Origin of the sequence: Pseudomonas sp. HN2 (assembly GCF_020736465.1) — a bacterium.
Lineage (GTDB): Bacteria > Pseudomonadota > Gammaproteobacteria > Pseudomonadales > Pseudomonadaceae > Aquipseudomonas > Aquipseudomonas moraviensis_A.
The window spans coordinates 1,801,436-1,827,163 of sequence record NZ_CP085885.1; the positions used below are offsets into that span (position 1 = coordinate 1,801,436).

Here is a 25,728-nt window from a genome sequence, read left to right on the forward strand (position 1 = left end):
CACAGAGGCCACTAACGGTTCCTTTGAGAACTGTTCAGTCAGCATGAAACCGATTCAGCTGCCCCTAGGTGTGCGTCTGCGTGACGACGCCACCTTCATCAACTACTACCCAGGCGCCAATGCCGCTGCACTCGGCTATGTCGAGCGTCTCTGCGAAGCCGACGCCGGGTGGACGGAGAGCCTGATCTACCTGTGGGGCAAGCACGGTGTCGGGCGTACGCATCTGTTGCAGGCAGCGTGCCTGCGCTTCGAGCAGATGGGCGAACCGGCGGTGTATCTGCCGCTGGCCGAGTTGATGGACCGCGGCGTAGAAATCCTCGACAACCTTGAACAGTACGAACTGGTCTGCCTGGATGATTTGCAGGTGATTGCCGGCAAGGCGGACTGGGAAGAGGCGATGTTTCATCTGTTCAACCGTCTGCGGGACAGCGGCCGGCGCCTGCTGATCGCTGCATCCACTTCACCACGCGAATTGCCAGTGAAGCTGGCTGACCTGAAATCACGCCTGACCCTGGCCCTGATTTTTCAGATGCGCCCGCTTTCCGATGAAGACAAATTGCGTGCGCTGCAATTGCGCGCCTCGCGTCGCGGTCTGCACCTGACCGATGAAGTCGGGCATTTCATTCTGACTCGCGGCACGCGCAGCATGAGCGCGTTGTTCGATCTGCTCGAGCAGCTCGATCAGGCCTCTTTGCAGGCGCAACGCAAGCTGACCATTCCCTTCCTCAAGGAAACTCTGGGCTGGTGATGGTGGGCTTTTGCCAGCTTTCAGGCGCCAGAAAATCCCCCTGCGAGCGACGATTGGCTGGCCAGGCAAGTTAAGCGCTTAGATGTAAACGCGAAACCGGGAAGTCACATAAAGTTCGATTGAATTTGCAAATGAGGACGATAGCGGGCATAGTCTCGGCTTCTTTACAACTATCAGCCACGGTCGTGCCCATGCTAAAGCGCTTCGCACCCCTCGTGCCTCTCGCACTCGTTACCCTGTTATTCGGTTGTGCTGCTCATTCTCCGGTTCAAGAGCCGCCGCAACAGGTCAAGAATTCTGCCACTGCCCAGTCTTCCGTTATTTACCAGGAAGAGCTGGACACCGAAAAAGAACTCAACCAGTTCAACGGCAGCAAGCCTTATCAGCTGCCTGTGCTGGCTGACAGCATCCTCGAACGCGGCATGTCCCTGATCGGTACACGTTACCGTTTCGGCGGTACCTCTGAAGCCGGTTTCGATTGCAGCGGTTTCATTGGTTACCTGTTCCGCGAAGAGGCGGGCATGAACCTGCCGCGCTCCACCCGCGAAATGATCAACGTTGACGCGCCGCTGGTGTCGCGCAGCAACCTTGAGCCGGGTGATCTGCTGTTCTTCGCCACCAATGGTCGTCGCGGTCGTGTCAGTCACGCCGGTATCTACCTGGGCGACAACCAGTTCATCCACTCCAGCAGTCGTCGCAGCGGCGGTGTTCGCATCGACAGCCTGGGTGACAGCTACTGGAGCAAGACCTTCATCGAAGCCAAGCGTGCACTCGCCATGGCGCCGACCGTGGTCACTGCTCGCAAGTAAGCCCGATGTCGCTGCGTTCGCGGCGACAATACGGTCCGGCAACGGAGTAGACCTAAACTTTACAAGGTGAAGTTAAAGTCTTACTTGAAGTTTGCCGCGTAGCCGCTAGAATCCTGAATCTATATTGATGGCAAACCGCCTGCGTCATGACGCAGGCGGTTTTGTTTCTGTCCATTCGGCAGAGAAAGCCGCAGCGAGATCAGGATGTTCTGCTTATGACGATGTCGGCCCGCCTCACCTTGATTCTTTGCGCCGCGCTGCTCAGCGCCTGCGCCAGCCGCACACCGCCGCCAGCCCCCGTGGTTCGTGCGCCGATCGTGTTCGCTCCCTCGCAAGCCTTTTCTCCCGCCGCGGAAGACGTGCTGTTCCGTGCCCTCGGCCTGGTCGGTACGCCGTATCGTTGGGGCGGCAATACGCCGGATTCGGGTTTTGATTGCAGTGGCCTGATCGGTTTCGTCTACCGCGACGCGGCGGGGATTTCCCTGCCACGCTCGACCCGCGAAATGATCGTCATGCAGGCGCCGAATGTCGGCAAGGAAGGCTTGCAGACCGGCGACCTGATCTTCTTCGCCACCAATGGCGGTTCGCAGGTCAGTCATGCGGGTATTTACGTGGGCGAGGGGCGCTTCGTGCATGCACCTGCCACGGGCGGCACGGTCAAGCTCGACAGCCTGTCGAAGGCCTACTGGCAGAAAGCGTATCTGAGCGCCAAGCGGGTGTTGCAGCCGGGGCAGTTGGCGCATAACCCCTAGCTCGCACACATAACGAACTGGGGAGCGAGCCTGCTCGCGAAGGCGGAGTGTCAGTCGACTATGATTTGACTGATATACCGTTTTCGCGAGCAGGCTCGCTCCCACATTTTTGCGTTGCGCTCAGCTTATTTACTGGCCGAAACGCGCCACACCTTGTTGCCCACATCATCCGCCACCAGCAAACCACCTTGCTGATCGATCACCACGCCCACCGGGCGGCCGAGCGCGTTCTCGTCCTTGTCGAGGAAACCGGTCAGCACATCCACCGGTTGACCGGTCGGCTTGCCGCCAGTGAACGGTACGAAAATCACTTTGTAGCCGCTGTGCGGTTTGCGGTTCCACGAGCCATGCTGGCCAATGAACGCGCCTTCCTTGAATTGCGCCGGCAGGCTGTTGCCCTCGGCGAAGGTCAGGCCCAGCGAAGCGGTGTGCGGGCCGACGGCGTAATCCGGGGCGATGGCCTTGGCCACCAGATCGAGGTTCTGCGGTTTGACCCGAACATCGACGTGCTGGCCGTAATAGCTGAACGGCCAGCCATAGAAACCGCCGTCCTTGACCGAGGTGATGTAGTCCGGCACCAGGTCGCTGCCGATTTCGTCACGCTCGTTGACCGCCGTCCACAGCGCGCCGCTGGTGGGTTCCCAAGCGAGGCCGTTGGGGTTGCGGATGCCCGAGGCGAAGATCCGGTGATTGCCGGTTGCGCGGTCGACTTCCCAGATCGCCGCGCGGCCTTCTTCCTGATCCAGACCGTTTTCGCCGACGTTGCTGTTCGAGCCGACCGTGACGTACAACTTGTTGCCGTCCTTGCTCGCAATAACGTTTTTGGTCCAGTGGTGATTCAGCGTGCCACCCGGCAGATCGACGACTTTGATCGGTTGGGTTTTGATCTCGGTGGCGCCCGGCTCGTAGTTGAAGCGCAGCAGGCGATCGGTGTCGGCCACATACAGGTCGTTGCCGACCAGCGTCATGCCAAACGGCGAGTTGAGGTTTTGCAGAAACACCGTGCGGGTTTCTGCGACGCCATCGTGGTCGGCATCACGCAGCAGGGTGATGCGGTTCGGGCTCGGCACGCCAGCGCCGGCCTTGCCCATGACTTTCTTCATGACCCAGCCGCGAATGCCTTTGCTGTCATCGGGTTTGGGCGGCGCGTTGGTTTCCGCCACCAGCACATCGCCGTTGGGCAGCACATACAGCCAGCGCGGGTGATCGAGGCCTTCGGCAAACGCGGCGACCTGAGTGCCGGCCGCTGCGGTCGGTTTCGCACCTTCCGGCCAGCCCACCGCCGGGGCGATGTTCACTGTCGGGATCAGCGTCTTGTTCGGTTCGGGCAGTTTCGGTGACGGGCCGGTGCCATCGGAGACTTGCAGGCTGGAGGTTTCACCGCAGGCGGCGAGCCCGCCGGCGACGGCGATGATAAGAGCGAGTTGGGCCTTGCGCATTGCTGATCTTCCCTATGAATGCATTCCTAATCATAGAGGAGGGCGCAGGCCCGATGGTTCAACTGCTCAGCCGCGGGCTTCCTTGAACAGCACGGCGATGCCTGGATGATAGTTGCCCGCTTCGCTGTGCAATTTGCGATAGGCGTAAGGGAAATACCAGGCTACGGCGCAGGTGTGCTCTTTTTGCAAGTCGTCGACCATGTCCTGCAGCTCTTCGGGGCTGGCGCTGTGCTGGGCTTTTTGCGGGGCGACGAAGAGGCAGCCGAGCTTCAGGTCGCTGGCGTAGCTGATGCGCCTGGCATCCACGGTGATGTCGAGCAGCGCCTGGGTCAGGTTGAGGTTGTTGACCCGTGGCCAGCGTTGCGTGGCCTGAATGTACGCGCGGTCTTCGCTGCCGGCAATCAGCAGATCGGCGCGGGCATTGCGCTCGCCTTCTTCGCTCTGTTTACGCGTGGCCGTGTCGTTTAGCGTGACCATTTCAGCCATCCACGCCGCCGCTGAAAGCAAGCCGAGGTTGGCTTTTTCGTCGTGCCAGTACGGCGCGTCATTGTCGCCGCGCACGCTGTTGTAGCGATCGATACAGTCAAGCCAGCGTTCCAGCACCGGGCGCAGAAATTCCAGGCGCGGGTTGCTGATGATCATGCCTTGCATCGTCGTCATCCTTATTGTTGTGGTGAGATTGTCGAGAAAAGCATGGCTCTTTGATATCACTTGTCACAGTCTGGCACAATATTGCCGCTGCACAATGGATCAGCGGCAGTTATTCGCGCGCAAAGCGCCTCTTCAATTGACGCTCCACCCCCAACCCTCTAACCTTCGCCGCTTGTTTCAGGTGCTCTGTGGCCCAGTGTCGACAGAGTGAAACAGGGAAGCCGGTGAGCGTGGACTTCAAGCGAAGCCACGACGATCCCGGCGCTGCCCCCGCAACGGTAAATGAGTGAAGATTGCGTGAAATGCCACTGCTCAAAGCGGGAAGGCGCGCAGTCCGGCGAAACGCCGCTCATGAGCCCGGAGACCGGCCTGATCCATCTCAGCGGCATCACGGTGGGCGATGCCAGGCTTTTTGCCGTCTATTCTTGTGCCTGCCCGCCGTTATCCAGCCTCAACGGAGAGCTCCCCATGACTGATTCCCCCGACCGCGACGAGCGCCATCTGGCGCGCATGCAGCGCAAGAAAGCCGTGATCGACGAACGCATCGCCAATTCGCCCGACGAGTGCGGCCTGGTGCTGGTGCTGACCGGCAATGGCAAAGGCAAGAGCAGTTCGGCGTTCGGCATGCTCGCCCGTGCCATGGGCCACGGCATGCAGTGCGGCGTGGTGCAGTTCATCAAAGGCCGCAACAGCACCGGCGAGGAATTGTTCTTCCGCCGCTTCCCCGAGCAGGTGCGTTTTCACGTCATGGGTGAAGGCTTCACTTGGGAAACCCAGGATCGCCAGCGCGATATCGCCGCTGCGACTGCGGCCTGGGACGTCTCCCGCGAATTGTTGCGTGATCCGTCGATCGGTCTGGTGGTGCTCGACGAGTTGAACATCGCCCTCAAGCACGGCTACCTCGACCTCGATCAGGTGCTCAGCGATTTGCAGGCGCGCCCGCCGATGCAACATGTGGTCGTCACCGGTCGCGGCGCCAAGCCGGAAATGATCGAGATGGGCGACACGGTCACCGAAATGGGCATGCTCAAGCACGCTTTCCAGGCCGGGATCAAAGCGCAGAAAGGCGTCGAACTTTGAAGCAACCACGTCACTGCCCGGCGGTGCTCATCGCCGCGCCGGCCTCCGGTCAGGGCAAGACCACCGTCACCGCCGCGCTCGCCCGTTTGCATCGCAACCAGGGGCGCAAGGTGCGCGTGTTCAAATGCGGCCCGGACTTTCTCGACCCGATGATTCTCGAGCGCGCCAGCGGTGCGCCGGTGTATCAATTGGACATGTGGATGGTCGGCGAGCAGGAAAGTCGCCGGCTGTTGTGGGAAGCCGCCGCCGAGGCTGATCTGATTCTGATCGAGGGCGTGATGGGCCTGTTCGACGGCACGCCGTCCAGTGCTGATCTGGCGCGGCACTTCGGCGTGCCGGTGCTTGGCGTGATCGACGGCACTGCCATGGCGCAGACCTTCGGCGCTTTGGCGCTGGGCCTGGCGAAGTATCAGCCGGACTTGCCCTTTGCCGGTGTGCTGGCCAACCGCGTCGGCACCTTGCGCCACGCGCAATTGCTCGAAGGCAGCCTCACCGAAGGTCTGCGCTGGTACGGCGCGTTGTCCCGCGAGACCGGTATCGAATTGCCAAGTCGTCACCTCGGCCTGGTCCAGGCCAGCGAATTGAATGATCTGGATCTGCGCCTCGATGCGGCCGCCGATGCACTGGCCAGCAGCTGCGAAGTCGCGCTGCCACCGGCCGTGGAATTCGCCGCGCCTGACGTTATCGCTGCCGAGCCTCTATTAAAGGGTGTGCGCATCGCCGTCGCCCGCGACGAAGCTTTCGCCTTCACCTATGGTGCCAGCCTCGATCTGCTGCGGGCGATGGGTGCCGAGCTGCAGTTCTTCTCGCCGATCCGCGACACGCAATTGCCCGCCGCCGACAGCCTGTATCTGCCGGGCGGTTATCCGGAGTTGCACCACGTCGCGCTGGCGCAAAACACCTCAATGCTTGCAGCCATCCGCGCGCACCATGCGGCGGGCAAACCGTTGCTCGCCGAATGCGGCGGGATGCTTTATCTGCTTGATTCGCTGACTGACGTGGAAGGCACCCGCGCTGAACTGGTCGGTTTGCTCAAGGGCGATGCGGTGATGCAGAAGCGTCTCGCGGCGCTGGCGTTGCAGGCGGTTGAATTGCCGGAAGGTTCTTTGCGTGGGCATACCTATCATCATTCGCTGACCACCACCGAGCTGACGCCGATTGCCCGTGGACTTAGCCCGAATGGCGGGCGCGGGGCCGAGGCGGTTTATCGTGAGGGGCGGATGACGGCTTCTTATGTGCACTTTTATTTTCCGTCGAATCCGACTGCGATGGCCGCATTGTTTGCGCCAGATCGTGAGGTCGCCTTCGCGAGCAGGCTCGCTCCCACATTGAATGGTGAGCTTCCTGAAGAAATGAGATCCCCTGTGGGAGCGAGCTTGCTCGCGAAAGGGCCATGACCGACAACATATTCTCCGAAGCCGAACGCGCTGCGGTCTACAAGGCCATCGCCGAACGCCGCGACATGCGCCACTTCACCGGTGGCAGCGTCGAGCCGCAACTGCTGCGACGTTTGTTGGAAGCCGCCCACCAAGCCCCAAGCGTCGGCCTGATGCAGCCCTGGCGCTTCATTCGTATCAGCGATCGCGCTCTGCGCGGGCAGATCCGCGATCTGGTGGAAGCAGAACGCATCCGCACCGCCGAAGCCCTCGGCGAGCGCAGCGATGAGTTCATGCAGCTCAAGGTCGAAGGCATCAACGATTGCGCCGAAGTGCTGGTCGCGGCACTGATGGACGATCGCGATAAACACATCTTCGGTCGGCGCACGTTGCCGGAAATGGACATGGCCTCGTTGTCCTGCGCGATCCAGAATCTGTGGCTGGCGTCCCGTGCCGAAGGCCTGGGCATGGGCTGGGTCTCGCTGTTCGAGCCGCAGGCCCTGGCGGACTTACTCAAGTTGCCGGCCGGTGCCAAGCCGCTGGCGGTGCTGTGTCTGGGCCCGGTGAAGGAATTCTATCCAGCGCCGATGCTGGTGCTCGAAGGCTGGGCGCAGGCGCGGCCGCTGAACGAGTTGCTGTATGAAAATTATTGGGGAGTGAGTCAATGAGTGTGGCGTTGCTGAGTGTCGCTGCGGTAGCGCTGGATGCGCTGCTCGGTGAACCGAAACGCTGGCATCCGCTGGTGGCGTTCGGCAATTTCGCCGGGCGCATCGAGCAACGCTTCAACGCCGGCGGTCGTGGCTGGCGCAGCCATGGCGTGACCGCGTGGGTCCTCGCGGTGCTGCCGCTGACCTTGCTTGCCACGGCATTTTCCTGGGCGCCCTACGTGGGCTGGATTGTCGAGATTCTCGCGCTGTATTGCGCCCTGGGCATGCGCAGCCTCGGCGAGCATGTCGCGCCGGTCGCGGCGGCGTTGCGCGCTGATGATCTGGGCGAGGCGCGCAAGCGTGTCGGTTATCTGGTCAGCCGTCAGACCGATGAACTCGACAGCACTGCCGTAGCCCGCGCCGCCACGGAGTCAGTGCTGGAAAACGGCAGCGATGCGGTGTTCGCTGCGCTGTTCTGGTTTGTCGTCGCCGGCGCACCGGGCGTGGTCCTGTATCGCTTGAGCAATACCCTCGATGCGATGTGGGGTTATCGCAACGAACGCTTCGAGCGTTTCGGCTGGGCGGCGGCGAAGATCGACGACGTGTTGAACTACATTCCTGCGCGTCTGGTGGCGTTGACCTACGCGCTGCTCGGCAAAACCCGACTCGCGCTCAAATGCTGGCGCACCCAGGCGCCGCAGTGGGATAGCCCCAACGCCGGCCCGGTGATGGCGGCAGGTGCCGGTGCGCTGGGCGTCGAACTGGGTGGCCCGGCGATTTATCACGGCGAACTGCACGAGCGCCCGCAACTGGGCGAGGGCGCCCCGGCGGACGCCGACTCCATCGACCGTGGCTGGCAATTGGTCCAGCGCGGCGTATGGTTATGGCTGCTGATGCTTTGCCTGGGGGCGGAATTTTATGCTTGAGCACGGTGGCCGGCTGCGCAAGGCTGCACTCGATTACGGAATTGCCGAGGCTGACTGGCTCGACTTGTCCAGCGGCCTCGCGCCGTGGCCATTTGCGATCCCGGAGATCCCGCTGCGCGCCTGGGCCCGCCTGCCGGAAACCGACGACGGCCTGGAACAGGCGGCCTGCGACTACTACGGCGCCGCGCAGGTGTTGCCGGTCGCTGGTTCGCAAATGGCCATCCAGTTGCTGCCGCGTCTGCGCCGGGCCGGCAAGGTCGGCGTGTTGTCGCCGTGCTATGCCGAGCATGCCGAAGCGTGGCGGCGCAGCGGTTATATCGTCCGTGAAGTGCTGGAGCAGGAAGTCGAGTTCTTTCTCGACAGCCTCGACGTGCTGGTGGTGGTCAACCCGAACAATCCGACCGGCCTGAGCCTGACCCCGGCGCGCCTGCTCGACTGGCATGCGCGGCTGGCGCAACGCGGCGGCTGGCTGGTGGTCGATGAAGCATTCATGGACAACACCCCGCAACTGAGCCTGGCGCCCTATGCGCATCAGGTCGGGCTGGTGGTGTTGCGTTCGTTCGGCAAGTTTTTCGGTCTGGCCGGGGTGCGCCTCGGTTTCGTTCTGGCCGAGCGCAAGTTGCTCAAACTGCTCGCCGAACAGGTCGGGCCGTGGGCGGTGAGCGGGCCGACGCGAGTGCTCGGCACGGCGTGCCTGCAAGACACCGAGGGCCACACCCGTCAGCGGATTCGCAGTGACCAAGCGAGCGAGCGCTTGGCGGCGTTGCTGACCCGTTGTGGCTTCGCGCCGCAAGGTGGCTGCGCGCTGTTTCAGTGGCTGATCACCGAGCGCGCCGAAGCGCTGCACGAGTTCCTCGCCCGGCGCGGCATCCTCCTGCGCCTCTTCACGCACAACAGCAGTGTGCGCTTCGGCCTGCCTGCCGATGCCGCGCAAGAACTGCGCCTCGAACAGGCTTTGCAAGCTTTCGCCAAGGAAAAACCATGACCACGCTGATGGTGCAAGGCACCACCTCCGACGCCGGTAAAAGCACCCTGGTGACGGCGCTGTGTCGGTGGGCCACTCGCCAGGGCGTGGCGGTGGTGCCGTTCAAGCCGCAGAACATGGCGCTCAACAGCGCGGTGACGGCTGACGGCGGCGAGATCGGCCGGGCGCAGGCGGTGCAAGCGCAAGCGGCGCATCTTCAGCCGCACACTGACATGAATCCGGTACTGCTCAAGCCCAACAGCGACACCGGCGCACAAGTGATCATTCATGGCCGCGCCGTGACGACGATGAACGCCGTTGCCTATCACGATTACAAAGCTATCGCGATGCAAGCGGTGCTCGCTTCCCACGCGCGGCTCAGCGCGACGTATCCGCTGGTGATGGTCGAAGGCGCGGGTTCGCCAGCAGAGATCAACCTGCGCGCCGGCGACATTGCCAACATGGGCTTTGCCGAAGCGGTGGATTGCCCGGTGCTGCTGATCGCCGACATCAATCGCGGTGGCGTGTTTGCGCATCTGGTCGGCACGCTGGAATTGCTTTCGCCAAGCGAACAGGCGCGGGTCAAAGGCTTCATCATCAACCGCTTTCGCGGCGACATCGCCTTGCTGCAACCGGGCCTCGACTGGCTCGAACAGCGCACCGGCAAACCGGTGGTCGGCGTGTTGCCCTACGTGATGGACCTGCACCTTGAAGCCGAGGACGGCATCGACCAACGCCAGACCGACAAGGCCGAGCAGGTCTTGAAAGTCGTTGTGCCGGTGCTGCCGCGCATCAGTAATCACACCGACTTCGACCCGCTGCGTCTGCATCCGCAGGTCGATCTGCAATTCGTCGGCCCGGGGCAGGCGATTCCACCTGCCGATCTGATCATCCTGCCGGGCTCGAAAAGCGTGCGCAGTGATCTGGCTTATCTGCGCGCCAACGGCTGGGACGCAGCGATCAATCGGCATCTGCGCTACGGCGGCAAGGTGCTGGGGATTTGCGGCGGTCTGCAGATGCTCGGTGAGCAGGTGCACGACCCGCTCGGCCTTGAAGGTATTGCCGGCTCCAGCGCGGGTCTGGGTCTGCTGGCGTTTGAAACGCAGCTTGAATCCGAGAAACAACTGCGCAATGTGCATGGCCGGCTGGCGCTGGAAAACGCTGAAGTCAGCGGTTATGAAATTCATGCTGGCGTGACCACCGGGCCGGCGCTGGAGAACCCGGCGGTACATTTGGACGACGGTCGTTGCGATGGTGCGCAAAGTGCCGATGGCCAGGTGTTCGGCACCTATCTGCATGGCTTGTTCGAATCCGCCGAGGCAAGCGCGACGTTGTTGCGCTGGGCCGGGTTGAGTGATGTGCAAGAGGTCGATTACCACGGCTTGCGCGAGCGCGATATCGAACGATTAGCGGATCTGGTGGAGAATCATCTGGATACCGATTTGTTGCGTCAGCTCTGTGGGATTTGAGTTGTCCGGGCTGGCCTCTTCGCGAGCAGGCTCGCTCCCACAGGGATATGCGATCAACGGTGGGAGCGAGCCTGCTCGCGAAGGGGCGGTTGTCTCACCACACATTTTTGGATGAACCCATGCTCCAACTGATCCTCGGCGGCGCCCGCTCCGGCAAAAGTCGTCTGGCGGAAAAACTCGCCAGCGACAGCCATCTCGCCGTGACCTACATCGCCACCAGCCAGCCGCTCGACGGCGAGATGAACCAGCGCGTCGCCCATCACCGCGCGCGCCGACCCGCCGAATGGTCTCTCATCGAAGAACCCTTGGAGCTGGCCCGCGTGCTGCGCGAATCTGCCGACGCCGAGCGCTGCCTGCTGGTTGATTGCCTGACCCTGTGGCTGACCAATCTGCTGATGCTCGACGACGCCGAGCGTCTCGCCGCCGAGCGTGAAGCCCTGCTTGACTGCCTGGCCGCGCTGCCGGGTGAAATCATTTTTGTCAGCAACGAGACCGGAATGGGTGTCGTGCCGCTGGGCGAATTGACTCGCCGCTACGTCGATGAAGCCGGTTGGCTGCATCAAGCTCTGGCCGAGCGCTGTCAGCGAGTAGTGCTGACCGTCGCCGGCCTGCCCCTGACTTTGAAAGGACCTGCATTATGAGCCCGACCTGGTGGCTGAACCCGTGCCAAGCCGTGAATGCCGACATCGTTACGCAAGCGACCGAGCGCCAGCAGCAATTGACCAAACCGGCCGGTTCGCTCGGGCGTCTTGAATCGGTGGCGGTGCAACTGGCCGGTCTGCAAGGTCAGCTCAAGCCGACGCTCGATCAGGTCTGGATCGCGATTTTCGCTGGCGATCATGGTGTGGTGGCGGAGGGCGTTTCGGCTTATCCGCAGGAAGTCACCGGGCAGATGCTGCTGAATTTCGTCAGCGGCGGCGCGGCGATCAGCGTGCTGGCGCGTCAGCTCGGCGCGCAACTGGAAGTGATCGATCTGGGCACAGTGAATCCGACGCTGAATCTGCCCGGCGTGCGCCATGTGAACATTGGCCCGGGCACGGCGAATTTCGTGGCGGGCGCGGCAATGACTCAGGCTCAGGGCGAACTGGCCTTGCAGGCCGGTCGCGACAGCGTGTTGCGCGCGAAAGCCGCCGGGGCGCGGTTGTTTATCGGCGGTGAAATGGGCATCGGCAACACCACGGCGGCGAGTGCGCTGGCCTGCGCCTTGCTCGACTGCCCGGTGGCGCACCTGACCGGTCCCGGCACCGGGCTGAATGCCGCTGGCGTCAGCCACAAGGCGCAAGTTATCGAACGTGCGCTGGCGCTGCATGCCGCGCAGCGCGGCGATGCCTTGCAGACGCTGTCCAATCTCGGCGGTTTCGAGATTGCCGCGTTGGTCGGCGCTTATCTGGCCTGCGCGCAGGAAGGCATCGCGGTGCTGGTCGACGGTTTTATCTGCACGGTCGCGGCGCTGGTCGCGGTGCGCTTGAATCCGGCGTGTCGCGAGTGGCTGTTGTTCGGCCATCGCGGCGCCGAGCCGGGCCATCGCCATGTGCTGGAAACCCTGAGCGCCGAGCCGTTGCTGGAACTCGGCCTGCGCCTGGGCGAGGGCAGCGGCGCGGCGTTGGCGGTGCCATTGTTGCGCCTGGCCTGTGACCTGCATGGGCAGATGGCGACGTTCGCCGAAGCGGCCGTGGCGGATCGCCCGGCATGAGCCTGCGCCTCGACCTGCTGCGCCACGGCGAGACGGAACTGGGTGGTGGCTTGCGCGGCAGCCTCGACGACGCACTGACCGAAAACGGCTGGGTGCAGATGCGTGCGGCGGTGGTCGAAGGCGGGCCTTGGGATCGCATTGTCAGCTCGCCATTGCAGCGTTGCGCGCGTTTCGCCGCCGAACTCGGCGAGCAACTGAAGCTGTCGGTGCATCTCGACCAGGATCTGCAGGAATTGCATTTCGGCGCATGGGAAGGGCAGAGCGCGGCGGCGTTGATGGAGACGGATGCCGAAGCGCTGGGGCTGTTCTGGGCTGATCCCTATGGTTTCACGCCGCCGCAAGGTGAGCCGGTCAGCGAATTTTCTGCGCGGGTGCTGGCGGCAGTCGCGCGCCTGCATGCCGCCTACGCTGGTGAACGGATTCTGCTGGTCAGCCACGGCGGCGTGATGCGCTTGTTGCTGGCCCAGGCGCGAGGTTTGCCCCGTGAACAATTGCTCAACGTCGAAGTCGGTCACGGCGCGCTGTTTGCGCTGACGGTCGGGGCTGACGGCGCGCTCAAGGAAGGTCACTGAGATGCTGGCGCTGTGGATCGCTTTGCAGTTTCTCAGCAGCCTGCCGATTCGTTTGCAGGGCATGCCCGAGCCGCAACAGCTCGGCCGTTCGCTGCTGTTTTATCCGCTGGTGGGATTGCTGTTCGGGTTGATCCTCTACGCTTCGAATCTACTGCTTGGCGGCACACCAGTGTTGCTGCATGCGGCGCTGTTGTTGACCGTGTGGGTGCTGCTCAGCGGCGCGCTGCATCTCGATGGCCTGGCCGACAGCGCTGATGCCTGGCTCGGCGGCTTCGGCGATCGCGAGCGCACGCTGACGATCATGAAAGATCCACGCAGCGGGCCGATTGCGGTGGTCGCGCTGGTGTTGGTGCTGCTGCTGAAATTCGCCGCGCTGTTGGCGTTGATCGAACAAGGGCAGGGTATGGCGCTGATCATCGTTCCGGTGCTCGGGCGGGCAGCGTTGCTGGGGTTGTTTCTGACCACGCCGTATGTGCGTAAGGGTGGGTTGGGCCAGGCGCTGGCCGATCATCTGCCACGTAAAACGGGTGGGTGGGTGCTGGGGCTGAGTGCGCTGGGCTGCGTGTTGATCGCCGGGTTTGGTGCGGTGCTGATTTCGCTGGGAGTGTTTGTCTGGCTGCGGCGGGTGATGATGCGGCGGTTGGGCGGAACCACCGGCGATACGGCGGGGGCGATGCTGGAGTTGCTGGAAATGGCGGTGTTGGTTGGCCTCGCGTTGGTCTGAAGGATCTGCGTTGATGATGCCGGCCCTTCGCGAGCAGGCTCACTCCTACAGTTGAAATGCGTACCCCCTGTAGGAGTGAGCCTGCTCGCGATAGCGATTTTTCAAACAGCAAAAATGTTATGGGCAATACATCTGTAACTTGATTTAACACACTCGCGGGTATATACACGCATCATGCTTCCTTCTCAGTGTTTGTGCACCAACCTGCGTCGCGCCGCGCGTGGCGTCAGCAGGCATTACGACGGCGCTCTCGACGGCTTCGGGATCAACGTTGCCCAGTATTCTCTGCTGTGCAATCTGCAGCGACTGGAGCAACCGAGCATCTCCGAACTGGCCGAAGCCATGGGCCTGGATCGCAGCACCCTCGGGCGCAATTTGCGTGTGCTTGAGGGCGAGGGCCTGGTGACGCTGGCCGAGGGCGAGGACATGCGCAACCGCATCGTGCGCCTCACCGAAACCGGTGTGCAACGCCTGGCAGCTGCATTGCCAGCGTGGGAAGCGGCGCAACAGCGGCTGATCGACCGTCTCGGTGCCGAGAAGCGCGAAACCTTGCTCAAATTGCTCGACGAGCTGGCCTGACGGCCGTTTCTTCGAGCTCAAGCGGGTATATACCCGCGACTGGAGAATAACAATGACAACAATGTGGCGTACGTGCGGTTGGGTGTTGCTGGGGAGTGCGCTGATCCTGGCGTTGTCGTTGGGCGTCCGCCACGGTTTTGGTCTGTTTTTGTCGCCGATGAGCGCGCAATTCGGCTGGGGGCGCGAGGTGTTTGCCTTCGCCATCGCCCTGCAGAACCTGATCTGGGGCCTGGCGCAACCGTTCACCGGCGCGCTGGCCGACCGCTTCGGCGCGGCGAAAGTGGTGCTGGTCGGCGGTGTGCTCTACGCGTTGGGTCTGGTGTGCATGGGCTTGTCCGATTCGCCGGTGACCCTGTCACTGAGCGCTGGTCTGTTGATCGGTATCGGTTTGTCCGGCACCTCGTTCTCGGTGATCCTCGGCGTGGTCGGTCGCGCCGTACCGGCCGACAAACGCAGCATGGGCATGGGCATTGCCAGCGCCGCCGGCTCGTTCGGCCAGTTCGCCATGTTGCCGGGCACCCTCGGGTTGATTGGCTGGCTCGGCTGGTCGGCTGCGCTGCTGGTGCTGGGCTTGCTGGTGGCGATGATCGTGCCCCTGGTGAGCATGCTCAAGGACAAGCCATTGCCGCTACTCGGCCACGAGCAATCCCTTGGCGAAGCACTGCGCGAAGCCTGCTCACATTCAGGGTTCTGGCTGCTGGCGTTCGGCTTTTTTGTCTGCGGCTTTCAGGTGGTATTCATCGGCGTGCATCTGCCGGCGTATCTGGTCGATCAGCATCTGCCCGCGAGCGTCGGCACTACGGTGCTGGCGTTGATCGGACTGTTCAATATTTTCGGCACTTACACTGCCGGCTGGCTCGGTGGGCGCATGTCCAAGCCGCGTCTGTTGACTGCGCTGTATCTGCTGCGCGCGGTGGTGATCGTGCTGTTCCTGTGGCAGCCGGTGACGACCACATCGGCCTATCTGTTCGGCATGGCCATGGGCTTTCTGTGGCTGTCGACGGTGCCGTTGACCAACGGTACGGTGGCGACCTTGTTCGGCGTGCGCAATTTGTCCATGCTCGGTGGCATCGTCTTTCTGTTCCATCAGCTCGGCTCGTTTCTTGGCGGCTGGCTGGGCGGGGTGGTGTACGACCGAACCGGGAGTTATGACTTGATCTGGCAAGTGGCGATTCTCTTGAGCCTGTTGGCGGCGGCGCTTAACTGGCCGGTGCGCGAGCGTCCGGTGGCACGCCTGCAAGCCGCTGCGAGCGCGACATGAGCCGAATCTGCACGCGCCTGGTCGTCAGCGCACTGGCTGCGGCGCTGTTGGCGCTGGTGTGGTGGGGCTGGCAGCGCGGCGGTCTGGCGCTGATGCAGTTGGGCATGAGCATTTGCTAGATGGCAGCGTGGCGAGTAACGTCGAAACCTGATGACTGCCCAAGGAAGTTCGACATGTTGATGCGCTGGTGTGCTGTTCCCGCGTTGCTGATGGCGTTGACTGGCCTGGCCCAGGCCGCCGATTGTCCTGACCTGTTGCAAGGCTCGCTGCCGAAGTTGCGCGCCAAGGAATCCATCGATCTGTGCAAGCAGTACGCCGACAAGCCACTGGTGGTGGTCAATACTGCCAGCTTCTGCGGTTTCGCTCCGCAGTTCGAAGGACTTGAAGCGCTCAACAAGCGCTACAAGGCGCAAGGGCTGGAGATGCTTGGCGTGCCGTCGAACGACTTCAAGCAGGAATCCAGGGACAGCGCGGAAACCGCCAAGGTCTGCTACGCCAACTATGGCGTGACGTTCAACATGACCGAACCGCAGAAGGTTCGCGGTGATGACGCCACGCATCTGTTCCAGGTGCTGGCGGCGCAGAGCAATGCGCCGAAGTGGAATTTCTATAAGTACGTAGTCGATCGGCAGGGCAAGGTTGTGGCGAGTTTTTCCAGTTTGACCAAACCGGATGATCCCGAGTTTATCGCCGCGATCGAAAAGGCCATTGCCTCCAAACCGCTAAAGCCCTGATTAACGTTGTTCCATGTGGGAGCGAGCCTGCTCGCGAAGCGGTGTGACAGGTCAGCACATCAACATCTGACATACCGCCTTCGCGAGCAGGCTCGCTCCCACAATGGAAATTTGTCGTTTCAGTGAAAAGTTGCAGGCACGAAAAAGCCCCGCCTCTGCAAAGAGAGCGGGGCTTTTTCGTGGGCGAGGATTGCGCCTCGCCACGGTGCATCAGAAGCGGTAAGTCGCGCCGACACCGAAGCCGTTTGCCGAGTTTTCATACTTGGCATCGTAGCTCTGGCCACGCGCGTTTTCGTTGCGGATCTTGACCGACTCTTCTTTCAGGTACGAGTACGCGACGTCGATGGTCAGGTCGTCGGTCGGGCTCCAGCCGGCACCGATACTGAAGATGGTGCGGTCGCCAGTCGGGATGCGTGGCGAGCGGTCTTCGTTGTTAGTTGGCGACTGGTCAAAGGTCAGACCGGTACGCAGTACCCATTCCTTGTTCAACTGGTACGAGGTACCCACCGCGTAGGCCCAGGAGTCATGCCAGTTCTGGTCTTCGTTGATCGAACCGAACTGACCGGCCAGCAGAGGCTGCACGCCGGAGTTCTTCACGGTGATCTTGTCCAGCTGGCTCCAGCGAGTCCAGGTGGTACCGGCGTAGACGTTCCAGCGATCGTTGATCGCCTGGGTGACCGAGAAGTCCACGGATTCCGGCGTGGTGATCTTCAGCGAAGCGTCGTACTTCTGATTGGCGCCTACGCCCACGAGCGCCAGTGCGCCGTAGTTGACCTTGGTGTTGCCTTCGAGTTTGTAGTCGACCTTGGAGTGATAGGTCAGGCCCAGGCGGGTGGTGTCGGTGGCCTGGACCAGCAAGCCTACGTTGTAGCCCAGCGCGGTGTCGTCACCCTTGATCTTGACCTTGCCGTCCGGCAGTGCCTGGGTGATCGAGAGGTTGGATTCCAGCGAGCCGTCGATGCGGTTGATCGTCGGGCCGAAACCGATCGATACCTTGTCGTTGAAGGCGTAGCTGACGGTTGGCTGGAAGGTGATCACCTGTACTTCGGACTTGCTGCCGAAGTAACGGCCGGCGAAGCCTTTTTCGTAATCCGTGATCAGGCCGAACGGCACATAGACACCCAGACCAAAGGCCCAATGGTCATCGATCGGTTTTACATAGAAGCCCATAGGTACGGCGGTGAAGGGCACCATGTCGCCTTTGTTGCTGCCGCCGTTCGGGCTGGAGCTGGCGTTGCTGATATCGGTGTGTGCATCGACAACGGCGACGCCGCCGGTGACTTGTTCGCGCTTGATGCGCGCCATGCCGGCCGGGTTGCCATAAACAGTGCTTGCGTCGTCGGCAGAAGAAGATCGCCCGGCAAAACCTGTCCCCATCCCACTGATGCTTTGTTCGTTGAGGGCAAAACCTGCCGCGAAGATCTGCGTGGAGGCAAGGGTAACGGCGAGGCTAAGGGTGGTTTTGAGCATGACTTTTTTCATTATTAGAACTCCTGGTGATCACCGGGGCGAAAATTACCAACATTTTCGTCCCAGCGCTATAGCCCGTATGCCTTGAGTTAGAGCGGTTTTGTAGGACAATCCGACCAGAATGGCGGCCTGTTGCGAGAACTTGTGGAACCGCACGGTCAGCAAGCGACCTGATTCAGCGGTGAAACACAGGTTTGCCAGGCATAGGTGAAGTCACGCAGACGACCTTGCGGTTGAAAGGTCTGGCGCCAGATGCGCGCCATCCCGAGCAGGTCGGTCGAAGCGGGGAGGGTGGGGTTCTGTTCTTCTACCAGCAGCCAGGCAATGGCAGTGGCGTAACGCAGGTTGACGGTCAGTTCCAGGTGCGGGCCGCTGAGAAATGCGTGCTGGCTGGCGAGGCCGCGCACCAGGCTGGCGCGCTCCGGATCGAGCGCCAGATAATCGTCCCACAGTGCCTGATGCCGATGCTCGGCGATCCGGTAGAGGCCGTGGCCACGGCGGTCATGCAGGGCAGACCCGAGGGCGGACTGGCTGGCGGCGATGCCCAGCAGCAGGGATTCGGCGGTTGCGCAGTGGCGTCCCAGATAGATCAATGTAGGACGGATCACATAGCGGCACAGTTCGCTGGCAGCGATACCCATAACACCCTCGTTTCCTGTTGTGGAGGGCGAGTCCTGAAGGGGGCTTTGGCAGCAGTGGATCGACTCAGGCTCGCCGCAAGCGGGTCACGCCGCTTGAGTTGAAGTGTAGTGTCATATTCAGCGTGTAAAGGCCTGTTTTTAAAATATTTCCGCTATCGCATCCCGAGCGTTAGATCGGAACATGCTTAGCAGCGCAGCGCTAACAGTGAAATATCAGGCAATAAAAAGCCCCGCTTTTCAGCAGGGCTTTGCTTTTGCAGCCTGGTCGGCTTTCAGGCAACCAGTGCCTGACGTGTACGCTCGATCACGGCCTGCAGCGGTTCGGCGCTGGAGTATTGATCGGGGTACAGACGCTCGCTGTGACGAGCGATGCCGTGTTCATTGACCACGGTGAAGCTGAAGCAGCCTTTGCGAGCGGCCATGATCAGGCAGTTCATTGGAGCAAAAGCGTTGGTTAGGGTGCGAATGGCATCCTGAGTCTGGATTTGAGTAGACATAGTTATTAGGTGTTCCTACAAATGACACGGATAAGAACCGTGCAACGTTAAAACGTTCCAGTAACGTTGATCACCATTGATCGAACGAAGAACCCGACTGGAACAAAGCAGCCAGTTTGAAGCGCTGATAAATGAGCGCGCTTGGGCTGGCAGGTAGGTACTTAGGAGGACAGGCATCACAGCGAGGGCAGAGGTTCTGGGCCCGGGGTGAAGATCCTGATCAATTTGCAGGTTGGTTCGGTCAGAGTAAGTGTTCTTCGCAACGCCCTTTGCTTTCATTCAAAGGCAGCGTCGTCGCAAGATTTACCTGGAAACCATCGAGGGGTCGGTCCCGCTTTTTTCGGATATTTCTTCCTGTTGGAAGATTGACCGTGGGAGATGTTCGACCGGAATTGACTTTCAGCTTGGTACTAACGCCGCGGATAGTAACGGATCCATCGAGACGAAGCAAACCCCGCAATGAAAAAAAGCCTGAAGGGACGTGGCTGCACGTGACCATCCGTCGGAGCGCGGGCTTTCTCGCAAAGACGCTTGGCCTCTTCCGCTGCATAAAACGACCCGAAAAAGCGCACGCATATAACCGTCTCACAGGTACTTGTGCACATTAGTTGCACAGGCCGTAACGTCACTGTCACATCAATCCTGACTCCAGCCGCTGCCTGTATCAAAAGTTTAAGTCAATGAAAAATATCGCCTTTTTTTGTTGGTGAAAAAATCGTCAGTTTGACTGCGAGCCCCATTCCACAAGGCTTTGCGAGGATCACAGAGGGGTTGTCCACTGACTTATCCACAGCTTCTGTGGATTGTCCCTAGCGCTTGCTCTAGGACGGGCGTGCCGGGTTTTTTTCGACTTTACCTGTAAGAAAAAGAGAGTAAAGTGGCGCGCCTTCCGATCTGTCCCGCAGTGCTTTATGAAGTTTCGCTCAGTATCAGACTCTGTTACCTCAAACCCGAATCCTGTTACCCCGCCCAAGCGCTTCTCCGTGCGCGTGGCTGAATGGTTGCTCGATGCCCCGCGCCTGAGCGATAGCCCCAGCGCCAAGCATCTCGCCGGCCGTCTGCTCAAGCAACCGGCCCGTGAAGGCGTGGTCGCCGCGCAAAGCCGTCTTGGCCAACTGATCTGCCGTGAATGCGGCAACGCACGTGACCGGCGTATCGGTCAGGAGCTGCTGCGTCAGGCCGCCCGTGCCGGTGACCGGCGCGCGCAGCAGGAACTCGGTCTGATCGAAGACTGAGCTGTCCAAGCCCTGACACCTTGGTTAACCTTCAGGCTTTATCCGATTGGCAGGAGTCGCTATGGCTATGGACTTGACCAGCTTATTGCTTGGTCTGGCGGCAGCAGGGTTGCCGCTGCTGGCGTTGGCCTGGCAACTGCAGCGCCGGGCCAGCGGCGCCCAGGCCGATCTGGCCTTGCTCGAAGAGCGCCTGGCCATGGCGCAAATGGCTCAGGACGGCCTCAACGCGCAGCTTGAAGCCAGCCGCGATGAGATCGCCGACCTTGGCCAGGCCAACGCCGCCAAGCAGGCAGACCTCGCCGCGCTGCGCCGCGAAGTCGAGTTGTTGCAGATCGAGCGCGACGACGCCCGCGATGCGTCCCACGCCTGGAACCTCGAACGCGCCAACAAGGACGCCGAATTGCGCCGTCTCGACGCCCAGGCCGCCTCGTTGAGTGCCGAGTTGCGCGAGCAACAGGAAAGCCATCAACAACGCCTCGACGACCTGCAAGGCTCGCGGGATGAATTGCGTGCGCAATTCGCCGAGCTGGCCGGCAAGATCTTCGATGAGCGGGAGCAGCGTTTCGCCGAAACCAGCCAGCAACGCCTCGGCCAGTTGCTCGACCCGTTGAAAGAGCGCATCCAGTCCTTCGAAAAACGCGTGGAGGAGAGCTATCAGGCCGAAGCCCGCGAGCGTTTCTCGCTGGCCAAGGAACTGGAGCGTTTGCAGGCGTTGAATCTGCGTCTGAGCGACGAAGCGACCAACCTGACCCGCGCCCTCAAGGGCCAGAAAACCCAGGGCAATTGGGGCGAACTGATTCTCGAGCGCGTTCTTGAGCATGCAGGTCTGGAGAAGGGCCGCGAATACCAGACCCAGGTCAATCTCAAAGGCCCGGACGGCGAGCGCTTCCAGCCCGATGTGATCATTTACCTGCCCGGTGACAAGCAAGTCGTGGTCGACTCGAAAGTCAGTCTCACGGCCTATCAACAATATGTGGCGGCCGACGATGACACGTTGGGGCAGATCGCGATCAAGCAGCACGTGCTGTCGCTGCGCAATCACGTCAAAGGCCTGGCCGGCAAGGACTACAAGCGCCTGGAAGGCTTGCACAGCCTCGATTTCGTTTTGCTGTTCGTGCCGATCGAAGCGGCGTTTTCCGCTGCGTTACAGGCTGAGCCTTCGCTGTTTCAGGAAGCCTTTGACCGCAATATCGTGATTGTCAGCCCGACCACGCTGTTGGCTACGTTGCGGGTGATCGACAGTCTGTGGAAGCAGGAACGCCAGAGCCAGAACGCCCGGGAAATCGCCGAACGCGCGGGGTGGCTGTATGACAAGTTCGTGCTGTTTATTCAGGATCTGGATGAAGTCGGCAATCGTCTGCAGCAACTGGACAAGGCCTACAGCTCGGCTCGTAACAAGCTGACAGAAGGGCGCGGTAATCTGGTCAGTCGCAGTGAGCAGTTGAAGTTGCTCGGTGCGCGGGCGAGCAAGAGTTTGCCGGCGGATTTGCTGGAGCGGGCGATGACTGATGTTGATGGGTTGGTTGAGTTGCCTGAGTAAAGGTCGTTTTTTTGGGCTGATTGGGGGCATATCCGTTGCTGCGGTGATGGCGGCTGGCGGTTTCGCCCTTACGGCGAGGCACTTTTTCCAGACGCCCGGAATGCCGGCCCAGAAAAAAGTACCCAAAAAGGCTTGCTCCTGCGTTCGGCCCTCGCAGGCTCGGGTTCCTTCGCTCCGGGACTGATCCGGGCGCAGCGGCTCCGGTTTGCTTCGCTGCACCTACACTCGCTGTGTTTGGCTGCGCCAAACGGTCGCTGCGCTCCCACCCCCGGATCAATCCCTCCGCTCAGCCTTCCGACGTCGCCCGTGGATCAAGATCAAAAGCACTCGAGCTAACGCTCATTGTGTAGGAGCTGCCGAAGGCTGCGATCTGTGCTTTTGCTTTTGCCTTTCTGTGGGAGCGAGCCTGCTCGCGAAGGCGTCGGCGAAATCACCGGCTACAGCGGCAGATAACGACTCAACAGGGCCCGCAAGGCCGCGGGCTTCACCGGTTTGGCCAGATAATCCAGTCCCGCCGCGTGCACTTGCGCCACCGTCTCCGGGCGCCCATCCGCACTGATTACCACGCCGGGCACCGGTTCACCCAGACGCGTACGCAACCAGGCCATCAACTCCGTGCCGGTGTCGCCGTGATCGAGGTGATAGTCGACCAGGGCGAGTTGCGGCCGTACGCCCTCATTCAATATCGCGGCGCATTCGTCGCGATTGCGTGCCGTCCACACCTGGCAGCCCCAGCGGCTGAGCAGGCTGTTCATGCCAATCAAAATGCTGTCTTCGTTATCGATGCACAGCACCTGCGCGCCGCTAAGCAATTTACCGTTCAGTTCCACGGCTGCGTTCGCGGGAGGCGTTTGTGTGTGCGCCAGCGGCACCGTCACGCTGAATACGCTGCCACGGCCCGGCCACGAACGAACGCGCAAGGTATGCCCGAGCACCCGGCACAAGCCGTCGGCGATTGCCAGACCCAGGCCCAGGCCTTTCTCCGCGCGGGTCTGGTGGCTGTCGAGGCGCTTGAATTCTTCGAAGATCACCTGCTGCTTGTCTTCCGGAATGCCCGGCCCGCGATCCCAGACCTCCAGACACAACTCGCCGTCACGCCGGCGCACGCCCAGCAGCACCGGGCCCTTGGCGTAGCGGAAAGCGTTGGTGAGGAAGTTCTGCAGAATCCGCCGCAGCAGCTTGATGTCGCTGTCGATGCGCAATTGACTGCCGCGCACCCGGAACGTGAGCCTCTGCTCTTGGGCAAGCGCTTTGAATTCCGCACCGAGGGTGTCGAACAGTTCATTGACCGCGAAGGGCTTGCGATCCGGGTTGATCTTGCCGTTTTCCAGCCGCGAGATATCCAGCAGATCGCTGATCAGGTCTTCGGCTGAACGCAGCGAGCTGTCGAGGTGTTGCACCAGTTGTTGCGCCTCGGCGCTCAAGCCTTCGTTTTGATGGGAGAGGGCGGCGGAGAACAGCCGTGCGGCGTTCAGCGGCTGCATCAAGTCATGGCTGACGGCGGCAAGAAAGCGGGTTTTCGACTGGTTCGCCGCCTCGGCGGTGCCCTTGGCTTCGGTGAGGGCGACGTTGAGTTGCGAGAGTTCCTGGGTGCGCTCGCTGACCCGTTGTTCGAGGCCTTCGTTGGCCTCGGTGAGCGCCTGTTCGGCCTCGCGGAACGCGGTAATGTCGGTGAAACTCATGACGAAACCGCCGCCGGGCATCGGGTTGCCGATCAGCTCGATCACCCGGCCATTGGGGAACAGCCGTTCGGAGGTGTGCGCGCGGCCCTGGCGCATCCAGTGCAAGCGGCGCGCAACGTGCACTTCGGCCTCGCCGGGGCCGCATAGGCCACGTTCGGCGTTGTAGCGAATGATGTCGGCAATCGGTCGGCCGACGCTGATCAAACCGTCGGGGTAGTTGAACAGTTCCAGATAACGTCGGTTCCACGCCACCAGTTTCAGCGATTGGTCGACCACGCTGATGCCTTGCGTGATGTTCTCGATCGCGCCTTGCAGCAGCGCACGGTTGAACTGCAGCACCTCCGAGGCTTCGTCGGCGATGCGGACTACGTCCTCCAGCTGCATTTCCCGACCTTCGATGGCGGCTTTTACGACGGCGCGCGTCGAAGAGGCACCGAGGACACCGGCGAGCAAGCGTTCGGTGTGAGCAATCCATTCGCTGTCGGCGTTCTGGTTGGGGTTGAAGCCCTTGCCCTGGCGGTAGGCGAAACGAATGAAGCTCTGTCGCGCCCGTTCTTCGCCGACAAAACGCGCCGCCAATTGCAGCAGATCGTCGATCTGCACCGCCAGCATCGAGCGACCATTGGGTCGCGCGCTGATTTCCTGACCGATGAAACGACCGGCCTGCCAGTGTTCCGAAACCCGCGTGCGCGACAGCACCGAGACCCAGGCAAACAGGGTGAAGTTACCCGCCAGCGACAGCACCACGCCTTGGGTCAGCGGTGTGATCGGCAGGTTCAGCGGATTGCTGTGCAGCCACGCCAAGCCGGGGAAGCTCGCCAGCGACCAGCCGAGACTGTGCGCGGCAATCGGCAGCACCAGCGTGTAGAACCACAGGAAAGTGCCGGTGGCGAGACCGGCAAACACGCCACGGCGGTTGGCCTGTTTCCAGTACAACGCGCCGAGCATCGCTGGCGCCAGTTGCGTTACCGCCGCGAAGGCGATCTGGCCGATGGTCGCCAGGCTCGCGGTCGAGCCGAGCAAGCGATAGCTGACGTAGGCCAGCAGCAGAATCACCACGATGCTGACCCGGCGCACCGAGAGCATCCACTGGCGGAACACTTCGAACGGGCGCTCGGCGTTGTTGCGGCGCAACAGCCACGGCAACAGCATGTCGTTGGAGACCATGGTCGACAGCGCGACGCTGGCGACAATCACCATGCCGGTCGCTGCCGAGGCGCCGCCGATGAATGCCAGCATGGCCAGCGCCGGATGCGCCTGGGCCAGCGGCAGGCTGATCACGAAGGAGTCGGGCAGCACGTGGCTGGGCAGCAGCATCTGACCGGCGAGAGCGATCGGGACTACGAACAGTGCGGCCAACGCCAGATAGGCCGGGAATACCCATTTCGCCAGCCGCAGATCCTGCGGGTCGATGTTCTCCACCACGGTGACGTGAAATTGCCGGGGCAGGCAGATGATCGCCATCATCGCCACGCCGGTCTGCACCACCATCGACGGCCAGTTGATGGTTTCCTTCCAATAGGCTTCAAGGCGCGGGGCGAGCATCGCCTGATTGAACAGGTCGTCGAAACCGTCATACAGGCCGTAAGTAACGAAAGCGCCGACGGCGAGAAAAGCGAACAGCTTGACCAGCGATTCGAAAGCGATCGCCAGCACCATGCCACGGTGGTGTTCGGTGGCATCAAGGTTGCGCGTACCGAAGACGATAGTGAACAACGCCAGCACCAGCGACACGATCAGCGCCGTGTCCTGAGCGCGGGTGCCCATGGCGTCGGCGCCGGCGCCGATCAACAGGTTCACGCCGAGGACAATGCCTTTGAGTTGCAGGGCGATATAGGGCAAGACGCCAACCAGGCAGATCAGCGCCACGACCACAGCCAGCGATTGCGATTTGCCGTAGCGCGCGGCGATGAAGTCGGCGATGGAGGTGATGTTCTCCTGTTTGCTGATCATCACCATTTTCTGTAGGACCCACGGCGCGCCCACTAGCAACAGAATCGGCCCGAGGTAGATCGGCAGGAACGACCATAGTTGTTCCGCCGCCTGTCCCACCGCGCCGAAGAACGTCCAACTGGTGCAGTAAACCGCCAGCGACAGGCTGTACACCCAGGCACGCACCCGCGGCGGCAACGGCGTGCTGCGACGGTCGCCGTAGAAGGCGATGGCGAACATGATGGCCATGTAGGCCAGGGCAACGACGGCGATCAGCCCGGTGGACAACGACATGCAGCACTCCCGA

General features: G+C 61.7%; 25 protein-coding genes and 1 riboswitch. Of the genes, 19 read left to right on the top strand and 6 right to left on the bottom strand.

Features of this window, described 5'->3' with window-relative positions; genetic code table 11:
- The first annotated feature begins 43 nt into the window (after window positions 1-43).
- The 3 genes from hda (at window position 44) to LIS66_RS07960 (ending at window position 2,309) form a co-directional block, all read left to right on the top strand.
- The gene (gene hda, locus LIS66_RS07950; protein ID WP_007919828.1) at window positions 44-748 is read left to right on the top strand and encodes a DnaA regulatory inactivator Hda; all 705 of its coding nucleotides are present in this window, start codon (window positions 44-46) and stop codon (window positions 746-748) included.
- A 191-nt stretch (window positions 749-939) separates the two neighbouring features.
- Window positions 940-1,557, top strand: coding sequence for a C40 family peptidase (locus tag LIS66_RS07955; protein ID WP_016773699.1), 618 nt, complete (start codon window positions 940-942; stop codon window positions 1,555-1,557).
- 215 nt (window positions 1,558-1,772) lie between these two features.
- Window positions 1,773-2,309: a C40 family peptidase gene (locus LIS66_RS07960; protein ID WP_116658902.1), complete on the top strand. Its 537-nt coding sequence runs from the start codon at window positions 1,773-1,775 to the stop codon at window positions 2,307-2,309.
- 125 nt (window positions 2,310-2,434) lie between these two features.
- On the opposite strand, the gene LIS66_RS07965 is transcribed toward LIS66_RS07960, so the two are convergent.
- A complete protein-coding gene (locus LIS66_RS07965) occupies window positions 2,435-3,748 on the bottom strand; it encodes a PQQ-dependent sugar dehydrogenase (RefSeq protein ID WP_064365428.1) in 1,314 nt (437 codons plus the stop codon).
- A gap of 66 nt (window positions 3,749-3,814) precedes the next feature.
- A complete protein-coding gene (locus tag LIS66_RS07970; protein ID WP_227973940.1) occupies window positions 3,815-4,399 on the bottom strand; it encodes a hypothetical protein in 585 nt (194 codons plus the stop codon).
- A gap of 162 nt (window positions 4,400-4,561) precedes the next feature.
- Window positions 4,562-4,787: riboswitch (cobalamin riboswitch) on the top strand.
- Between the two features lie 80 nt (window positions 4,788-4,867).
- On the opposite strand from LIS66_RS07970, the gene cobO reads away from it, so the two are divergent.
- The 14 genes from cobO (at window position 4,868) to LIS66_RS08035 (ending at window position 16,424) form a co-directional block, all read left to right on the top strand.
- A complete protein-coding gene (gene cobO, locus LIS66_RS07975) occupies window positions 4,868-5,479 on the top strand; it encodes a cob(I)yrinic acid a,c-diamide adenosyltransferase (RefSeq protein ID WP_227973941.1) in 612 nt (203 codons plus the stop codon).
- Window positions 5,476-6,876 carry a cobyrinate a,c-diamide synthase gene (locus tag LIS66_RS07980; protein WP_227973942.1) on the top strand — a complete coding sequence of 467 codons (1,401 nt, stop codon included), beginning with the start codon at window positions 5,476-5,478 and terminating at the stop codon, window positions 6,874-6,876. Before cobO ends, LIS66_RS07980 begins: the two co-directional genes overlap by 4 nt.
- Window positions 6,873-7,523, top strand: coding sequence for a 5,6-dimethylbenzimidazole synthase (gene bluB / locus LIS66_RS07985; RefSeq protein ID WP_227973943.1), 651 nt, complete (start codon window positions 6,873-6,875; stop codon window positions 7,521-7,523). The genes LIS66_RS07980 and bluB overlap by 4 nt, the downstream gene beginning before the upstream one ends.
- Window positions 7,520-8,428 carry an adenosylcobinamide-phosphate synthase CbiB gene (gene cbiB, locus LIS66_RS07990; RefSeq protein ID WP_227973944.1) on the top strand — a complete coding sequence of 303 codons (909 nt, stop codon included), beginning with the start codon at window positions 7,520-7,522 and terminating at the stop codon, window positions 8,426-8,428. The genes bluB and cbiB overlap by 4 nt, the downstream gene beginning before the upstream one ends.
- Complete coding sequence (gene cobD, locus LIS66_RS07995) at window positions 8,421-9,413, top strand: threonine-phosphate decarboxylase CobD (protein WP_227973945.1); 993 nt, start codon at window positions 8,421-8,423, stop codon at window positions 9,411-9,413. The genes cbiB and cobD overlap by 8 nt, the downstream gene beginning before the upstream one ends.
- Entirely contained in the window at window positions 9,410-10,861 is a 1,452-nt protein-coding gene (locus tag LIS66_RS08000; protein ID WP_227973946.1) for a cobyric acid synthase, read from the top strand. The genes cobD and LIS66_RS08000 overlap by 4 nt, the downstream gene beginning before the upstream one ends.
- Before the next feature lie 119 nt (window positions 10,862-10,980).
- Window positions 10,981-11,502, top strand: a complete 522-nt coding sequence (cobU, locus tag LIS66_RS08005; RefSeq protein WP_227973947.1) for a bifunctional adenosylcobinamide kinase/adenosylcobinamide-phosphate guanylyltransferase — start codon at window positions 10,981-10,983, stop codon at window positions 11,500-11,502.
- On the top strand, window positions 11,499-12,554 hold the full coding sequence (cobT, locus tag LIS66_RS08010; protein ID WP_227973948.1) for a nicotinate-nucleotide--dimethylbenzimidazole phosphoribosyltransferase: 1,056 nt from the start codon (window positions 11,499-11,501) through the stop codon (window positions 12,552-12,554). Before cobU ends, cobT begins: the two co-directional genes overlap by 4 nt.
- Entirely contained in the window at window positions 12,551-13,126 is a 576-nt protein-coding gene (cobC, locus tag LIS66_RS08015; RefSeq protein ID WP_227973949.1) for an alpha-ribazole phosphatase family protein, read from the top strand. Before cobT ends, cobC begins: the two co-directional genes overlap by 4 nt.
- Before the next feature lies 1 nt (window position 13,127).
- The gene (locus LIS66_RS08020) at window positions 13,128-13,850 is read left to right on the top strand and encodes an adenosylcobinamide-GDP ribazoletransferase (RefSeq protein ID WP_227973950.1); all 723 of its coding nucleotides are present in this window, start codon (window positions 13,128-13,130) and stop codon (window positions 13,848-13,850) included.
- Window positions 13,851-14,024: 174 nt separating this feature from the next.
- Window positions 14,025-14,429, top strand: coding sequence for a MarR family winged helix-turn-helix transcriptional regulator (locus tag LIS66_RS08025; protein ID WP_064365418.1), 405 nt, complete (start codon window positions 14,025-14,027; stop codon window positions 14,427-14,429).
- 52 nt (window positions 14,430-14,481) lie between these two features.
- A complete protein-coding gene (locus tag LIS66_RS08030) occupies window positions 14,482-15,690 on the top strand; it encodes an MFS transporter (RefSeq protein ID WP_227973951.1) in 1,209 nt (402 codons plus the stop codon).
- Window positions 15,687-15,809 carry a hypothetical protein gene (locus tag LIS66_RS27700; protein ID WP_258640897.1) on the top strand — a complete coding sequence of 41 codons (123 nt, stop codon included), beginning with the start codon at window positions 15,687-15,689 and terminating at the stop codon, window positions 15,807-15,809. The genes LIS66_RS08030 and LIS66_RS27700 overlap by 4 nt, the downstream gene beginning before the upstream one ends.
- 54 nt (window positions 15,810-15,863) lie before the next feature.
- Window positions 15,864-16,424 (top strand): glutathione peroxidase, encoded by a 561-nt coding sequence (locus LIS66_RS08035; protein ID WP_064365416.1) that lies wholly within the window; start codon window positions 15,864-15,866, stop codon window positions 16,422-16,424.
- Between the two features lie 210 nt (window positions 16,425-16,634).
- Here the strand turns inward: LIS66_RS08035 and LIS66_RS08040 are convergent, their stop codons facing one another.
- From LIS66_RS08040 to LIS66_RS08050, 3 genes are all read right to left on the bottom strand, one after another.
- Window positions 16,635-17,906: an OmpP1/FadL family transporter gene (locus LIS66_RS08040; protein WP_042607617.1), complete on the bottom strand. Its 1,272-nt coding sequence runs from the start codon at window positions 17,904-17,906 to the stop codon at window positions 16,635-16,637.
- Between the two features lie 146 nt (window positions 17,907-18,052).
- Window positions 18,053-18,535 (bottom strand): hypothetical protein, encoded by a 483-nt coding sequence (locus tag LIS66_RS08045; RefSeq protein WP_227973952.1) that lies wholly within the window; start codon window positions 18,533-18,535, stop codon window positions 18,053-18,055.
- 272 nt (window positions 18,536-18,807) lie between these two features.
- Window positions 18,808-19,032, bottom strand: coding sequence for a hypothetical protein (locus LIS66_RS08050; RefSeq protein WP_016773719.1), 225 nt, complete (start codon window positions 19,030-19,032; stop codon window positions 18,808-18,810).
- 911 nt (window positions 19,033-19,943) lie between these two features.
- Between LIS66_RS08050 and LIS66_RS08055 the strand changes: the two genes are divergently transcribed.
- Window positions 19,944-20,267, top strand: a complete 324-nt coding sequence (locus tag LIS66_RS08055; protein ID WP_064365415.1) for a sel1 repeat family protein — start codon at window positions 19,944-19,946, stop codon at window positions 20,265-20,267.
- A gap of 175 nt (window positions 20,268-20,442) precedes the next feature.
- Window positions 20,443-21,807: a DNA recombination protein RmuC gene (gene rmuC, locus LIS66_RS08060; RefSeq protein ID WP_165839196.1), complete on the top strand. Its 1,365-nt coding sequence runs from the start codon at window positions 20,443-20,445 to the stop codon at window positions 21,805-21,807.
- Window positions 21,808-22,244: 437 nt separating this feature from the next.
- Here rmuC and LIS66_RS08065 read toward each other — a convergent pair whose 3' ends face one another.
- A complete protein-coding gene (locus tag LIS66_RS08065; RefSeq protein ID WP_227973953.1) occupies window positions 22,245-25,715 on the bottom strand; it encodes a PAS domain-containing hybrid sensor histidine kinase/response regulator in 3,471 nt (1,156 codons plus the stop codon).
- Between the last annotated feature and the right edge of the window lie 13 nt (window positions 25,716-25,728).